Source organism: Rhodopseudomonas sp., from assembly GCF_048594845.1.
In the GTDB taxonomy this organism is placed as follows: domain Bacteria; phylum Pseudomonadota; class Alphaproteobacteria; order Rhizobiales; family Xanthobacteraceae; genus Rhodopseudomonas.
Genome location: NZ_JBMDXE010000299.1, coordinates 1 through 15,019 on the forward strand (window position 1 = coordinate 1; position 15,019 = coordinate 15,019).

At 65.0% G+C, this 15,019-nt stretch carries 11 protein-coding genes; 6 read left to right on the plus strand and 5 right to left on the minus strand.

Going from position 1 to position 15,019, the window contains the following annotated elements:
* Together ACOJTD_RS19345 and purM are read right to left on the minus strand one after the other, a co-directional pair.
* Positions 1 to 243 (minus strand): formyltransferase family protein (locus tag ACOJTD_RS19345; protein WP_420134490.1); only part of this gene is annotated, 243 nt, incomplete at its 3' end.
* 4 nt (positions 244 to 247) lie between these two features.
* Positions 248 to 1,321, minus strand: coding sequence for a phosphoribosylformylglycinamidine cyclo-ligase (gene purM / locus ACOJTD_RS19350; RefSeq protein WP_420134491.1), 1,074 nt, complete (start codon positions 1,319 to 1,321; stop codon positions 248 to 250).
* 263 nt (positions 1,322 to 1,584) lie between these two features.
* On the opposite strand from purM, the gene ACOJTD_RS19355 reads away from it, so the two are divergent.
* From ACOJTD_RS19355 to ppx, 4 genes are all read left to right on the plus strand, one after another.
* Entirely contained in the window at positions 1,585 to 2,130 is a 546-nt protein-coding gene (locus ACOJTD_RS19355) for a CDP-alcohol phosphatidyltransferase family protein (protein ID WP_420134522.1), read from the plus strand.
* A 47-nt stretch (positions 2,131 to 2,177) separates the two neighbouring features.
* Positions 2,178 to 2,855 carry a chromosomal replication initiator DnaA gene (locus tag ACOJTD_RS19360; RefSeq protein WP_420134523.1) on the plus strand — a complete coding sequence of 226 codons (678 nt, stop codon included), beginning with the start codon at positions 2,178 to 2,180 and terminating at the stop codon, positions 2,853 to 2,855.
* Positions 2,856 to 3,001: 146 nt separating this feature from the next.
* A complete protein-coding gene (locus ACOJTD_RS19365) occupies positions 3,002 to 5,203 on the plus strand; it encodes an RNA degradosome polyphosphate kinase (RefSeq protein ID WP_420134492.1) in 2,202 nt (733 codons plus the stop codon).
* Between the two features lie 12 nt (positions 5,204 to 5,215).
* Positions 5,216 to 6,721 (plus strand): exopolyphosphatase, encoded by a 1,506-nt coding sequence (gene ppx, locus ACOJTD_RS19370; RefSeq protein ID WP_420134493.1) that lies wholly within the window; start codon positions 5,216 to 5,218, stop codon positions 6,719 to 6,721.
* Between the two features lie 21 nt (positions 6,722 to 6,742).
* Here the strand turns inward: ppx and ACOJTD_RS19375 are convergent, their stop codons facing one another.
* The 3 genes from ACOJTD_RS19375 to ACOJTD_RS19385 all read right to left on the minus strand — a co-directional run bounded on the left by ACOJTD_RS19375 (position 6,743) and on the right by ACOJTD_RS19385 (position 10,428).
* Positions 6,743 to 7,666 carry a bestrophin family protein gene (locus ACOJTD_RS19375; protein ID WP_420134494.1) on the minus strand — a complete coding sequence of 308 codons (924 nt, stop codon included), beginning with the start codon at positions 7,664 to 7,666 and terminating at the stop codon, positions 6,743 to 6,745.
* Complete coding sequence (gene rnd / locus ACOJTD_RS19380; protein ID WP_420134495.1) at positions 7,663 to 8,838, minus strand: ribonuclease D; 1,176 nt, start codon at positions 8,836 to 8,838, stop codon at positions 7,663 to 7,665. Before rnd ends, ACOJTD_RS19375 begins: the two co-directional genes overlap by 4 nt.
* A gap of 111 nt (positions 8,839 to 8,949) precedes the next feature.
* Entirely contained in the window at positions 8,950 to 10,428 is a 1,479-nt protein-coding gene (locus ACOJTD_RS19385; protein WP_420134496.1) for a protein adenylyltransferase SelO, read from the minus strand.
* Between the two features lie 245 nt (positions 10,429 to 10,673).
* Between ACOJTD_RS19385 and aspS the strand changes: the two genes are divergently transcribed.
* Positions 10,674 to 12,446, plus strand: a complete 1,773-nt coding sequence (gene aspS, locus ACOJTD_RS19390; RefSeq protein ID WP_420134497.1) for an aspartate--tRNA ligase — start codon at positions 10,674 to 10,676, stop codon at positions 12,444 to 12,446.
* Positions 12,447 to 12,661: 215 nt separating this feature from the next.
* Entirely contained in the window at positions 12,662 to 14,971 is a 2,310-nt protein-coding gene (locus ACOJTD_RS19395) for an NADP-dependent malic enzyme (RefSeq protein ID WP_420134498.1), read from the plus strand.
* Positions 14,972 to 15,019 lie beyond the last annotated feature (48 nt).

Below are 15,019 nucleotides of genomic sequence, written 5' to 3' on the forward strand. Positions count from 1 at the left end.
CTCATCGAGCGCGGCCTGCAGCACGGCTTCGAAGCCGGCGCGGTCTTTGCCGAATGGCTTGCTCTCGATCACCAGCGTGTCGATGCCGCTGCGCTGCGCGATCGCCAGACCGCCGGCGCTCGCCGTGTTCGAAATCACGACGGCGATCTCGGCGGGGAAGTCATCTTCAGCAGCGGCTTCGATCAGCGCGGCCATGTTGGACCCGCGCCCGGAAATCAGAATAGCGACGCGACGCTTGCTCACGGCGTCACCAGGACAAATCTAGGTGACCGTCATACACGACGCGGTGCTCGCCCTTCGCGGCGATCACCTGACCGAGCAGATGCACGCTCTCGCCGGTGCTGGTCAGCGCCTCGGTCACGGCGTCGACGGCGTCCGCCTTGACGATGGCGATCATGCCGATGCCGCAGTTGAAGGTGCGCAGCAGCTCGAGCTCCGCGATCTCGCCTTGCGCGGCCAGCCATTTGAACACCGGCAGCACCGGCAGGCGCGGCAGGTCGATCCCGACGCCGAGATGCTTTGGCAGCACGCGTGGGATGTTGTCGGTGAAGCCACCGCCGGTGATATGCGCCAAGCCCTTGATCGCGCCGGTGGTGCGGATCGCATGCAGGCACGATTTCACGTAGAGCCGCGTCGGCGCCAGCAGCGCGCCGCCGAGCGTCATCACGGGCGAGAACGGCGCCTGCGCATCGTAGGGCAGGCCGGATTTTTCGACGATCTTCCGAACCAGCGAGAAACCGTTGGAGTGGACGCCGGAGGAAGCGAGGCCGATCACCGCATCGCCTTCGGTGATGTCCGGCGAGGGTAGCAGCGTGCCGCGCTCGGCGGCCCCGACCGCGAAGCCGGCGAGATCGTAATCGCCATCCTTGTATAGGCCCGGCATCTCTGCGGTCTCGCCGCCGATCAATGCGCAACCGGATTCGCGACAACCTTCGGCGACGCCCGCGACGATCTCGGCGGTCGCCTCGGGATCGAGCTTGCCGCAGGCGAAGTAATCGAGAAAGAACAGCGGCTCGGCGCCCTGGACGACAAGGTCGTTGACCGACATTGCCACCAGATCAATGCCGATGCCGGCGTGCAGCTTGGCGTCGATCGCAACCTTGATCTTGGTGCCGACGCCGTCGGTGGCCGCGACCAGCACCGGGTCCTTGAAGCCTGCGGCCTTCAGGTCGAACAAGCCGCCGAAACCGCCGATTTCGGAGTCGGCGCCGGCCCGCGCGGTCGCCCGCACCATCGGCTTGATCAGATCGACGAGCCGATTGCCGGCGTCGATGTCGACGCCGGAATCGGCGTAGGTGAGGCCGTGCTTGCGCTCGGTCATGGCCGGCTCCTGCAGAAAAAGGCGCTGCGCGGCAAGCGTGCCGCCCGGCATCAAGCCGCCGCCGATGATCCCCGCCGGTCGCGCTAGACCTAAGTCCCGCTTGTCCGCGCCCGAACGATGGTTTTGGGGTGGTTACGTCGGATTTCGCCGGCGCGCAATGGCTCGCAAGGTGACCCTGCATGGTCTATGTAGACAACCGGCCCCGGCTGCCGTGGAAACTTCAAGAGTTTGGCCGGATCTGGGGTGCAAGCCGGGACCGTCGCGTGAGCATTCCGAATATTATTACGCTTGTTCGCATTCTGCTCGTGCCGGTCATTGTCTGGGCGATCGCGTCGAACGAAATGGCGGTCGCGTTCGCGATCTTCGTCATTGCCGGCGTGAGCGACGCCGTCGATGGCTTCCTGGCCAAGCGCTTCAACATGAGCAGCGAGCTGGGCGCGCTGCTCGACCCGTTGGCCGACAAGGCACTGCTGGTGTCGATCTACGTTTCGCTCGGCATCTGGGGGGCCATCCCGCGCTGGCTGGTGATCCTGGTGGTGTCGCGCGATATCATGATCGTCGGTGCTGTGATCGTGTCCTGGGTGTTCGGCAAACCGGTGCCGATGAAACCCCTCATGGTCTCAAAATTGAACACCGTGGCTCAGGTCGGCTTCGCCGCGCTGGTGCTGGGGACACTTGGCTTCGGTATCGAACCGGCGCCGTACGACGTTATTCTGATGGTGCTGGTGACGGTCTTGACCTTGCTTTCGGTCTCACTCTATCTCGTGGAGTGGACGCGGCACATGAGCACGATCGAGCCCGGTCGCTGACACGCATCGGCCGGCCGCGCAACGCGGGCCGGCATGGAGCGATCCCCGTGGCAGTCCGCGTACAACCCCGACAATTGGCTCTGGACTTGCCGCATGCCGAAAGCCTGTCGCGCGAGGACTTCCTCGAGGGCACGGCCAATACCGCCGCGCTGAAGCTGATCGAGAGCTGGCCGGACTGGCCGAACCGCATCATGCTGCTGGTTGGCCCGGAGGGGAGCGGCAAGAGTCATCTGGCGACGATCTGGGCCGAACTGGCTGGGGCGCGTTCGACATCGGCGCAGGCGCTGACGCCGGCGAACGTGCCGGGCGAGCTCGCCACCGGCGCGTTGGTCGTCGAAGACCTGATCCCGGGCAGCTTCGACGAGCGGGCGCTGTTTCACTTGATGAATCTGGCGCGTGAGGACGAAGCCTCCGTCCTCATTACCGCAAGGCTGGCGCCTTCGGCGTTTCCGCCGGAGCTGCGCGACCTGCGCTCACGGCTCCGCGCCGTGCCCGTGGTCAATCTACTGGCGCCCGACGATGCGTTGTTTCGCGCCTTGATCGTCAAGTTCTGCGCCGATCGCCAGATGAGCATCGACGCCAATCTGGTGGGCTACCTGGCGAAGCGGATTGACCGCTCGTTTGCCGCTGCCCCCCGGACCGTCGAGCTGCTTGAAACCGAGGCGCTCCGCCTCGGTCGGCCCGTGACTCGTGCGCTTGCCGCCGAGGTTCTGCGCGACAGCTGAGGTGCTGCGGCGTTGTGGTTGCCGCTTCGCCTTGACGACCTCTTCGGCGAGCCTCTCAATGTCATGGAAACGTCTTACGTTTGAAGCATTGTCGCCCGGCCGCGCTGCGGTATCCCGCTCGTTCAGGACAGTGGACCCGATTTCTCATGGACTCCGACCAAATCATTACGATTGAAGAGAAAAAAGGCGAGGCCGAGCCTGCTGTCGTGGTGGCTGCAGGACCGGAGAGGTTCATCAACCGCGAGTTGTCCTGGCTGCATTTCAATCGCCGCGTGCTCGAAGAATCGGTCAATCCGCATCACCCGGTGCTGGAGCGCGTCCGCTTTCTGTCGATCTCTGCAAATAACCTTGATGAATTCTTCATGGTCCGTGTCGCGGGTATCAAGGCGCAGGTGCGGGAAGGCATCACCGAACGCAGTCCCGACGGGCTGACGCCGGCCGAACAGCTGGTACTCATCAATGAGGCCGTGTCCCGTCTGGCCGCGGATCAGCAGGCGATCTGGCGCGACCTGCGCGGCGTCCTGGCCGAGCACGGCATCCTGCTGCTGGATGGACGCGACTGCAGCAAATCCGAACGGGCCTGGATCGAGGATCATTTCCTCCACAACATTTTCCCGTTGCTGACGCCGCTGGCGATCGATCCGGCGCATCCGTTCCCGTTCATTCCCAGCCTCGGCTTTACGATCGGACTGCAGCTCTCGCGCGTCACCGACGGCAGGGCAATGAACGCGCTGATCCGCATGCCGGGCAAGATCGACCGCTTCATCCGCTTGCCGCCGAACGGCAAGGACCAGACGGTTCGCCTGATCACGTTGGAGCAGGCGACTTCGCTGTTCATCGGGCGGTTGTTCCCGGGCTACGTGGTCAAGGGGCAGGGCTCCTTCCGGGTCATCCGCGACAGCGAACTCGAAATCGAGGAAGAGGCGGAAGATCTGGTCCGGCTGTTCGAGACCGCGCTGAAGCGGCGCCGCCGCGGGTCGGTGATCCGGCTCGAAGTCGACGCCACCATGCCGGAGGAACTGCGTGTCTTCGTGCAGCGTGCGCTGACGACGTCGGACGACGAAGTGCTGCTGGTCGACGGCGTGCTGGCAATGAACGAACTGTCCCAGCTGACCCGGGTCGATCGTCCCGATCTCGAATTTCCACCTTATGTGCCGCGGCATCCGGAGCGGGTGCGCGAGCATGGCGGCGATATCTTCGCGGCGATCCGGCAGAAGGACCTGATCGTCCATCATCCCTACGAATCCTTCGACGTGGTGGTGCAGTTCCTGCAGCAGGCCGCGCGCGATCCAGACGTCGTCGCGATCAAGCAGACGCTGTACCGCACCTCCAACAACTCACCGATCGTCCGCGCGCTTGCCGAAGCTGCCGAGGCCGGCAAGTCGGTCACGGCGTTGATCGAGCTGAAGGCAAGGTTCGACGAGGAAGCCAACATCCGCTGGGCGCGCGATCTCGAGCGCGCCGGCGTGCAGGTGGTGTACGGCTTCCTGCAGCTCAAGACGCACGCGAAGCTGTCACTGGTCGTGCGTCGCGAGGGCGGCAGCCTGACCACTTACGTGCACACCGGAACCGGCAACTATCATCCGGTCACGGCGCGTATTTATACGGACCTGTCGTACTTCACGTCAGATCCGATCATCGGCCGCGACGCCGCCAGGGTGTTCAACTACATCACCGGCTATGCCGAGCCGAGCGATATCGAGAAGATGGCCGTGTCGCCGCTGACGCTGCGCAAGCGAATGCTGGAACACATCCACGGCGAGACGGTGTTTGCCCGTCACGGCAAGCCGGCAGCGATCTGGCTCAAAATGAACGCGCTGGTCGATCCGGACATCATCGATGCGCTGTACGAGGCCTCGCGGGCGGGCGTCTCTGTGGATCTGGTGGTGCGAGGCATCTGCTGCCTGCGCCCCGGTGTCCCCGGGCTGTCCGAGAACATCCGTGTCAAATCGATCATCGGCCGCTTCCTGGAGCATGGCCGCGTCTACTGTTTCGGCAACGGCCATGGCCTGCCGAGCGCCAAGGCGTCGGTCTACATCTCGTCCGCCGACATGATGCCTCGCAACCTCGACCGCCGGGTCGAGATACTGTGCCCGCTGCAGAACCCCACGGTTCACCAGCAGGTGCTGGAGCAGATCATGGTGGCGAACCTGAAGGATACCGAGCAGAGCTGGCAATTGTTGCCCGACGGATCGTCCACGCGTATGAAGGTCGCGAAGGGTGAGGAGCCCTTCAACGTCCATAACTACTTCATGACCAATCCGAGTCTGTCAGGCCGTGGAAAGTCGCTCAAGGAATCTTCGCCGCGGCGCCTCACGCGCCGTTCGGAGCGCAACACGTCCTCTTGAGGATCAGCGGCGTTGAAGAAGCGGGCGCTGAGGCGCGAAACCAGCGTCGCCGTGATCGACATCGGCTCGAATTCCGTCCGCCTCGTGGTGTACGAGGCGCTGGCGCGCAGCCTGATCACGGTGTTCAACGAAAAGGCGCTGTGCGGCCTCGGCCGTGAAGTGCAAAGCACCGGACTGCTCGCGACCGACGCCGTCGACAAGGCGCTCACGGCGCTGCGGCGGTTCCGGGCGCTGATCCGCGTCATGAAGGTCGGGCGCGTCTACGCGATCGCCACGGCGGCCTGCCGCGACGCCAAGAACGGCCCGGATTTCATTGCCGCCGCGGAGCGCATCTGCGGCGTGTCGATCGAGATCCTGTCGGGACCGCGCGAGGCGAAACTGTCCGCACTGGGCGTGATCTCCGGCGTGCACAAGCCGAACGGCATCGTCGGCGATCTCGGTGGCGGCTCGCTCGAACTGATCGACGTTCGTGGTAGTTCGGTTCGCAAGGGCGTGACCTTGCCGCTCGGCAGTCTGGCGCTGCAGGATGCCTCGCAAAAATCGCTGAAGCGCGCCGAGAAGATCGCGCGCGAAGCGCTGACCGGGGCGCTGCCGCTGAAGGCGGCGAGAGGCCGCTCGTTTTATGCGGTCGGCGGCACCTGGCGCGCGTTGGCGCGGATTCACATCGCGCAAAGCGGCTATCAGCTCAAGGTCATGCACGGCTATGCGATTCCGGCGGCCGAGGCGCTGCGCTTCGTGCGGCGGCTCCGCACGCTGGTCGCGACTAATCAGCTCGCCGATATTGAACTCGTCTCCGACGCGCGCCGGCCGCTGCTCGTCTACGCGGCGCTCGTGCTCGAATACGTCATCGAGGCGGCGAAGCCCAAGACCATCGTGTTCTCGACCTACGGCGTGCGCGAAGGCCTGCTGTACGAACAGCTTCCCGCGACCGAGCGCGCCAAGGATGGATTGATCTGCGCCGCACAGGATCTCAACAAGCTGCTGTCGCGCTCGGCGCGTCACGCCGAGGAACTGATCGACTGGACCGATAGGCTTTTCCGGATTGCCAAGGTGCGTGAAGTCGAGGGTGAGCGTCGTCTGCGTCACGCCGCCTGCCTGATGTCGGACATCGGCTGGCGGGTGCATCCCGATCATCGCGGCGAGCAGACCTTGTCGCTGATCACCAACGGCAATTTCGGCGACGTCACCCACCAGGAGCGCGCCTTCATGGCGCTCTCGGTATTCTATCGCTATGCCGGCTTCAGCGAGCAGAACGAGCCGCCGCCCGATGTGCGCGCGCTGGTCACGCACGCGATGGACGAGCGGGCGCGGCTACTCGGTGCCGCGTTCCGTGTCGCACATCTGATCAGCGCGGCTCGTCCCGGCGTGCTGCCGGCGACGCATTTCCGGACCAGCGACCGCAAGCTGATGCTGGTGTTCGAACACAGGCTGGTCGACCTCGTCGCCGACCGCGTCGGCAGCCGCTTCAAGCAACTCGCCCGCATGGTCGGGCGAACCGGCAGCATCGTTCGACGCTGAAGCACGGCCGGCACCGTCATCTCAGACCAGAATGTAGTCGACCGGCGTTGGCAGCGACTGCAGCTCGGTCTCGCCGAGCGCCTCGCGCAGATTGATTTCGATCGTGTCCGCGAGGGCGGCGATCGGAAGGTCGTTGGGCAACTGGCCGAACGGCTCTTCGAGTTCGGAGCCCAGCGCATCCAATCCGAAGAAGGTGTAGGCGGCCAGTGCGGTGGCGAACGGCGTCAACCAACCCAGCGTGTTGGCAAATCCGAACGGCAGCAGGAAACAGAACACGTAGGCCGTCCGGTGCAGCAGCAGCGTGTAGCCGAACGGCACCGGCGTCGAGCGGATACGTTCGCAGGCCGCCTGCACCATCGCCATCTGTCCGATGGTGCGATCCAGCATCTGAAACGGAATGTCGCGCAGCGTGCCGTCGCGGTGAAGAGCGATCAGTTCGTCTTGCATCGCCGCCAAGAGCACCTCCGGTGCATTGCGGCTGGCCTGATAGCGGGCAAGCAGCTCGGGCGAGAGATGGCGCGTCACCTTGCCGGCATCGCTGCCCGGGCGCAGATGCAGCACCAGGCCTTGGGCGAAGGCGATCGCGAGACTCAGCAATGTCTTTCGAGACGCCACGCCGTCACTGCCGGCTTCCGTGAGCAGAAGAGTTTGCCGCGACAGGTTGCGGCTGAGGCAGATCAATTCGCCCCAGTGCCGCCGCGCTTCCCACCAGCGGTCGTAGCAGGCGCTGTTGCGGAAGCCCATGAAGATCGACAGCGCGATGCCGAGCACGGCGAACGGTGCGCTGTTGAAATCCGACACGAGACCCGGATAGGCGTGATGCGCCCACACCACCGCCACTGACAGGCCGGCGACGAACAAGGCCTGCGGATAGATTCGTTGGACGACCGAACCGCGAACGAGGAAGAAAAGCTGCAGCAGGCTCGGCTGCGGTCGAACGATCATCGATCTGTGCTTGATCCGGCGCTTGCGTTGCGGTCGACCTGGGTGACGCGGCCGCGTTCGATCGCCAGCGCCAGTCGTCCGTGCTTCAACGCCAACGCGGCTTCGCCGAACAGCTCGCGACGCCAGCCGCGCAGCGCGCCGACCTCGGCCTTGTCATCGGCGGCGATCTGCTCGAGGTCGTCGACCGTCGCGATCACCTTGGCGGCGACGGCGTGTCGCTCCGACGTCATGCGGAGCAGAACCTTGAGCAGCTCGACGGTCGCGGCGCCGTTGGAGTTGTTGCGCGGCTTGTCGATCTTCGGCAGGCTCGACGGATCGCGCGCGAGGCCGCGCTGCACGGCGGCGATAATGTCCGACCCCCATTTCGAGCGCTCAAAACCTTTCGGCAGCGAGCGCAGGTTGGCGAGTCGCTCCAACGAAGTCGGCGCATGGGTGGCGATGTCGCCGAGCGCGTCATCCTTGAGTACGCGAGAGCGCGGCACATCGCGGGTCTGCGCTTCTTGCTCGCGCCAGGCGGCGATCTCCATCAGCACCGCAAGCTCCTTCGGCTTGCGCACACGGGTTTTCAGCCGCTCCCAGGCGCTGCCGGGATCGAAGTCGTAGGTCTTGGGCGAGGTGAGGACCTCCATCTCCTCGCTGACCCAGTCGCTGCGACCGCGCTTCTTCAAGTCGGCATCGAGCGCGGCGAACACGTCGCGCAGATGGGTCACGTCGGAGACCGCGTAGTGCAATTGCTCATCAGTCAGCGGACGACGCGACCAGTCGGTGAAGCGATGGGTCTTGTCGGGGCGATGGCCGGTGATGCGCTCGACGAGCTGATCGTAGGCGATGCTGTCGCCATAGCCGAGCACCATGGCGGCGACCTGCGTGTCGAAGATCGGGTGCGGCACGATGCCGGCGCGGTGCCAGACGATTTCAATGTCCTGACGCGCGGCGTGAAAGACCTTGAGCACCTTCTCGTTCGACATCAGGTCGAAGAAAGGCGTGAGATCGATGCCCGGAGCGAGCGTATCGACCACGACGGCTTCGTCGGCGCTCGCCATCTGCACCACGCAGAGCAGCGGGTAGTAGGTGGTCTCGCGCAGGAATTCGGTGTCGACGGTGATAACCGGAAAGGCGGCGAGGCGGGCGCAGGCGCTGGCGAGCTGCTCGGTGGTGGAAATCAGGTCCATTAAACTCTGTCACGGTTCGGAAAAGCCGGCCCGGGCGCCATGTCCGGCAAGGTGCCGTCTGCCCAAAAAGCCATCGAATCCGAAGCACTAGACACGCTCAACGAGCCTCGATCAAGTTCCGCAGAAGGTTTGCAGCACCTCTTCATGGGGCTGCGGCGGGACCGCATAGCGGGCGAATTCCGGCAGTTCCCGGAAGGGGTTGGCGAGCACGGTGAGGAGCTCTTCGAACGGACCGAAATCATCCCGATCCACCGCAGCCCGGATGACCGCCTCGATCTGGTGATTGCGCGGGATGTAGATCGGATTCAGCGCCCGCATGGTTGCTTGGCGAGTGGTATTATTCTGCGGCTCGGCGGCGATCCGGTGGCGCCAGCGGGGCGCCCACTCGTCGAACGCGGCCGGATCCTGGAACAGAACCCGCACCTCGCCCAGATCGGCTGGATCAGCGGCAGCGTCGCTAAGGCGACGAAAGGCGAGGGTGAAATCGGCGCGGCCGCGAGCCATAGCTGCCATAAAGTCCTGGCAGAGCTGCGGATCGTCGTCCTGGGCGGTCGACAGGCCGAGCTTGGCGGCAAGCTTCGCCAGATAGGCGGTGTTGAAGCGCTCGGCGTAACCGCCGAGCGCGGTCTGGGCGATTTCAACGCCTTTGTCGTCGTCGTCCGACAGCAGCGGCACCAGGCACTCGGCAAGCCGAGTGAGGTTCCACAGCCCGATCGGCGGCTGGTTGCCATAGGCATAGCGGCCCATCTGGTCGATCGAGGAGTACACCGTCTTCGGGTCGAACGTGTCCATGAAAGCGCAGGGACCGTAATCGATGGTCTCGCCGGCGATCGAGCAATTGTCGGTGTTCATCACGCCGTGGATGAAGCCGATCATCATCCAGCGCGCGATCAGGTCCGCCTGCCGGGCTATCACCCGTTCGAGCAGCGCGAGATAAGGCGCTTCGGCTTGCGCGGCGTCCGGATAGTGCCGGGCGATGACGTGGTCGGCCAGGGCCCGAACCGCGTCGCGATCGCCGCGAGCGGCGAAGAACTGGAAGGTGCCGACCCGGATATGGCTCGAGGCAACACGGGTCAGCACGGCGCCGGGCTGGATCGGGTCGCGGATCACCTGCTCGCCTGTCAGCACCGCGGCCAGCGATCGGGTCGTCGGCACGCCAAGCGCCGCCATCGCCTCGCTGACGATATATTCGCGCAGCACCGGGCCCAGCCCGGCGCGGCCGTCGCCCATCCGCGAGAATGGCGTTCGTCCGGAGCCCTTGAGCTGGATGTCGCGCCGAACCCCGCCTTTGTCGATCACCTCGCCGAGCAGGATCGCCCGGCCATCGCCGAGCTGCGGCACGAAATGGCCGAACTGGTGGCCCGCATAGGCCATCGCGATCGATGCCGCGCCCTCGGGGACCCGGGCACCGGCCAGAACCGCCGCACCTTCCGGGCTGGCGAGCCAGTCGGCATCCAGGCCCAGCCGATCTGCCAGGGCGCGGTTCAGCTTGACAAGCCGCGGCGCCGCTACCGGCGTCGGAGCCACCCGGGCGAAGAAGGTCTCGGGCAGAGCCGCGTAGCTGTTGTCGAACGGGAAATGAAAGGTCATCGGTCACCAGATAGGAATGCTTCGCTCTGGGACAATCGGCTCGAAACCGCCGGGTTTCAAGCCGCGGCCTGTCAGGCTGCGGATCAGGAGGCGGCTACCAGCCCTTGCTCGGCTTGCGGGGGCCAAATGGCCGCAAATCAGGTTGCATTTGGTTGCCGCGATGGGTCCGCTCGGGTAAACCCTGACGCTCTCCGCAAGCCAGCGGACGCTCGATTCTGCCCAAAGACGGCCTTTCCGGGATTTCCATGCACCGTTACCGAACCCATACTTGCGGCGCGCTCCGCGACAGCGATATCGACCAGACCGTCCGCCTGTCCGGCTGGTGCCATCGTATACGCGACCATGGCGGCGTGCTGTTCATCGATTTGCGTGACCATTACGGCCTGACCCAGTGCGTGGCGGACCCGGATTCGCCGGCCTTCAAGGACGCCGAGAAGCTGCGCTCGGAATGGGTGGTGCGGATCGACGGCAAGGTTCGCCGCCGTCCCGAGGGCACCGATAATCCCGATCTGCCGACCGGCGCGGTCGAAGTGTTCGTCACCGAGATCGAAGTGCTCGGCCCGGCCGGCGAATTGCCGCTGCCGGTGTTCGGCGAGCAGGACTATCCGGAAGACGTGCGCCTGCGTTATCGATTCCTCGACCTGCGCCGCGAGAAGCTGCACCAGAACATCATGACCCGTGGCGCGATCGTCGACTCGATGCGCCGGCGGATGAAGGAGCAGGGCTTCTTCGAATTCCAGACGCCGATCCTGACCGCGTCGTCGCCGGAAGGCGCGCGCGACTTCCTGGTGCCGAGCCGCATCCATCCCGGCAAGTTCTACGCGCTGCCGCAAGCCCCTCAGCAGTACAAGCAACTGCTGATGATGTCGGGCTTCGATCGCTACTTCCAGATCGCGCCGTGCTTCCGCGACGAAGATCCGCGCGCCGATCGTCTGCCGGGCGAGTTCTATCAGCTCGACGTCGAGATGAGCTTCGTCACCCAGGACGACATCTTCGCCGCGATGGAGCCCGTGATCACCGGCGTGTTCGAGGAGTTCGCCAAGGGCAAGCGCGTTACCAAAGGCTGGCCGCGCATCGCGTTCGCGGACTCGATGCGTAAATACGGCACCGACAAGCCGGACCTCCGCAATCCGATCGAAATGCAGGACGTCTCCGAGCACTTCCGCGGCTCGGGCTTCAAGGTGTTCGCCCGCATGCTCGAAGAGCCGCGCAACCAGGTCTGGGCGATCCCGGGACCGGGCGGCGGCAGCCGCGCGTTCTGCGATCGCATGAATTCCTGGGCGCAGGGCGAAGGCCAGCCGGGCCTCGGCTACATCATGTGGCGTGAAGGCGGCGAGGGCGCCGGTCCGCTCGCCAACAACATCGGTCCGGAACGCACCGAAGCGATCCGCGCGGCGCTGGGCCTGAAGGCCGGCGATGCGGCGTTCTTCGTCGCCGGTGATCCATCCAAGTTTGTGAAGTTCGCCGGGCTCGCGCGCACCCGCGTCGGCGAGGAGCTCAACCTCGTCGACAAGGATCAGTTCGCGCTCGCCTGGGTCGTCGACTTCCCGATGTACGAGTACAACGAAGACGACAAGAAGGTCGATTTCTCGCACAATCCGTTCTCGATGCCGCAGGGCGGTATGGAGGCGCTGACCTCGCAGGATCCGCTGACCATCAAGGCGTTCCAGTACGACATCAGCTGCAACGGCTATGAAATCGCGTCGGGCGGCATCCGAAATCATCGCCCCGAGGCGATGGTCAAGGCTTTCGAGATTGCCGGTTATGGCGAGCAGGAAGTGGTCGATCGCTTTGGCGGCATGTACCGCGCCTTCCAGTACGGCGCGCCGCCGCATGGCGGCATGGCGGCGGGTGTCGACCGTATCGTGATGCTGCTGTGCGGCACCACCAATCTGCGTGAGATCTCGCTCTTCCCGATGAACCAGCGCGCCGAAGACCTGCTGATGGGCGCACCGTCGCAGGTGACGCCGAAGCAGTTGCGCGAGTTGCACATCCGGCTCAATCTGCAGGAAGAGTGAGCGCGGCCTTCGGCTCGGATTCGAGATGCCCGCGCGTGTCGCGGGCATCGGCGTATCGTGGGTTGTGTTTGTCGCGACCTTGTGACGTTGCGTCCGCGTGATGACCGCTATGTCCGGAACGAGCGGACATGCGCAAGACAAATTGGTATCAACCGCTGCTGATACGATAACGGCAGGATCGGCAATTATTGTCGACGAAGCCGCCCGGAGACCGCATGGCGTCCAATTCTGAAGATCTGCAATCCCAGGCACTCGCCTATCACCGCTCGCCGCGCCCCGGCAAACTCGAGGTCCACGCCTCCAAGCCGCTCGCCAACCAGCGCGATCTGGCGCTCGCCTACACGCCGGGCGTCGCCGCGGCCTGTAACGCGATTGCGGCCGATCCGGCGCAGGCAGCTGACCTCACCGTGCGCGGCAATCTGGTCGCGGTGGTCACCAACGGCACGGCCGTGCTCGGGCTCGGCAATATCGGGCCGCTGGCGTCGAAGCCGGTGATGGAAGGCAAGGCGGTTCTGTTCAAGAAGTTCGCCGACATCGATGTGTTCGACATCGAGATCGCCGCCGACACGATCGAGCGTGTGGTCGAAACCGTGGCGGCGCTGGAGCCGACCTTCGGCGGAATCAACCTCGAGGACATCAAGGGCCCGGAGTGCTTCGAGATCGAGGCGCAGCTCAAAGAGCGCATGAAGATCCCGGTATTCCACGATGATCAGCACGGCACTGCGATCATCGTCGGCGCCGCGGTCAAGAACGCGCTGTTGGTGAAAGGCAAGGATATCGGCGACGTCAAGATCGTGACCGCGGGCGCGGGCGCGGCCGCACTCGCCTGTCTCAACCTGCTGGTGTCGCTGGGCGCCAAGCGCGAGAACATCTGGGTCTGCGATCTCGAAGGCCTCGTCTACGAAGGCCGCAACGTGCTGATGGACCGCTGGAAGGAGGTCTACGCGCAGAAGACCGACAAGCGGACGCTGGCTGAAGTCATCCCGGGCGCCGACGTCTTCCTCGGCCTGTCCGGCCCGAAGGTGCTGACGCCCGAGATGGTGCAGCAGATGGCCGAGAAGCCGCTGGTGATGGCGCTCGCCAATCCGACGCCGGAAATCATGCCGGATGAAGTCCGCAAGGTCCGCCCCGACGCGCTGATCTGCACCGGGCGTTCCGACTTCCCGAACCAGGTCAATAACGTTCTCTGCTTCCCTTACATCTTCCGCGGCGCGCTCGATGTCGGCGCGACTGCCATCAACGAGGCGATGAAGATCGCGGCGGTCGACGCGATCGCACAGCTTGCGCGCGATCCGCCGTCCGACCCGGTGGCCGCCGGGCTCGACACCGAGGAAGTGCTCGGCTTCGGCGCCGGCTCGCTGATCCCGAGCCCGTTCGATCCGCGCCTGATCCTGCGCATCGCGCCCGCGGTGGCGATGGCGGCGATGGATTCCGGCGTCGCGACGCGGCCGATCACTTCGTTCGACGATTACTACGCGCAGCTCGAGCGTTTCGCCTTCCGATCCGGTCTGGTGATGAAGCCGGTGTTCGCCAAGGCGAAGAGCCAGCCCGTCCGCGTCATCTACGCTGAAGGCGAAGACGAGCGCGTGCTGCACGCGGTGCAGACCATCCTCGAAGAAAAGCTGGCGCGGCCGATCCTCGTCGGTCGCCCGTCGGTGGTCGAGGCACGCATCAAGCGGTCCGGCCTGTTGATCAAGCCGGGCGAGGATTTCGACCTGATCAATCCGCAGGACGATCCGCGCTATCGCTCTTACGTGCAGTCCTATGTCGACATCGCCGGTCGTTCCGGAGTGACGCCGGCGGCCGCCCGCACGGTGGTGCGCACCAACTCCACCGTGATCGCCGCGCTCGCGGTGGCGCGCGGCGAGGCCGATGCAATGATCTGCGGTCTCGACGGCCGCTACATGAACCACCTGCGCCACGTCCGTGACGTCATCGGTCTTCTGCCTGGCGTCTCCGACTATGCGGCGCTGGCGCTGATGATCAGCAGCAAGGGTGCGATCTTCCTGGCCGACACCCAGGTGCGGCCCAATCCGACCGCTGAGGAACTGGCTGAGGTCGCTGCGCTTGCGGCGGTGCACGTCCAGCGCTTCAACATCAAGCCGAAGATCGCCTTCCTGTCGCATTCGGACTTCGGCAGCTATCCGACCGAGTCCTCCGCCAAGATGCGTCGTGCGACAGCATTGCTGGCGGAGCGTCATCCGGAGATCGAGGCCGACGGCGAAATGCAGGGCGATAGCGCGCTGGTTCAGAGCGCCCGCGAAATGATCTTGCCGCATTCGCGGCTGGAGGGCGGCGCCAACGTGTTGATCATGCCGAACCTCGACAGCGCCAACATCGCCTATCAGATGATCAAGGTCCTGGCCGACGCGCTGCCGGTGGGGCCGATCCTGGTCGGTCCGGCGCGACCGGCGCATATCCTCACACCGTCTGTGACGTCGCGCGGCATCCTGAACATGACCGCCGTCGCGGTGGTCGAAGCGCAGGAACGGGCCGGGCGGCATCAGCGCACCCTGTTCGCCTGACGCGGGTAGTCACGCGAAGCTGCACGGCTTCGGGTGAAGCACGCGCTA

What these genes read in the sequence shown, in the direction of transcription:
- purM (WP_420134491.1), bottom strand. Translation starts at nt 1,321, where the DNA reads ATGACCGAGCGCAAGCACGGCCTCACCTACGCCGATTCCGGCGTCGAC.
- ACOJTD_RS19365 (WP_420134492.1), top strand. Translation starts at nt 3,002, where the DNA reads ATGGACTCCGACCAAATCATTACGATTGAAGAGAAAAAAGGCGAGGCC.
- ACOJTD_RS19375 (WP_420134494.1), bottom strand. Translation starts at nt 7,666, where the DNA reads ATGATCGTTCGACCGCAGCCGAGCCTGCTGCAGCTTTTCTTCCTCGTT.
- rnd (WP_420134495.1), bottom strand. Translation starts at nt 8,838, where the DNA reads ATGGACCTGATTTCCACCACCGAGCAGCTCGCCAGCGCCTGCGCCCGC.
- ACOJTD_RS19385 (WP_420134496.1), bottom strand. Translation starts at nt 10,428, where the DNA reads ATGACCTTTCATTTCCCGTTCGACAACAGCTACGCGGCTCTGCCCGAG.
- aspS (WP_420134497.1), top strand. Translation starts at nt 10,674, where the DNA reads ATGCACCGTTACCGAACCCATACTTGCGGCGCGCTCCGCGACAGCGAT.
- ACOJTD_RS19395 (WP_420134498.1), top strand. Translation starts at nt 12,662, where the DNA reads ATGGCGTCCAATTCTGAAGATCTGCAATCCCAGGCACTCGCCTATCAC.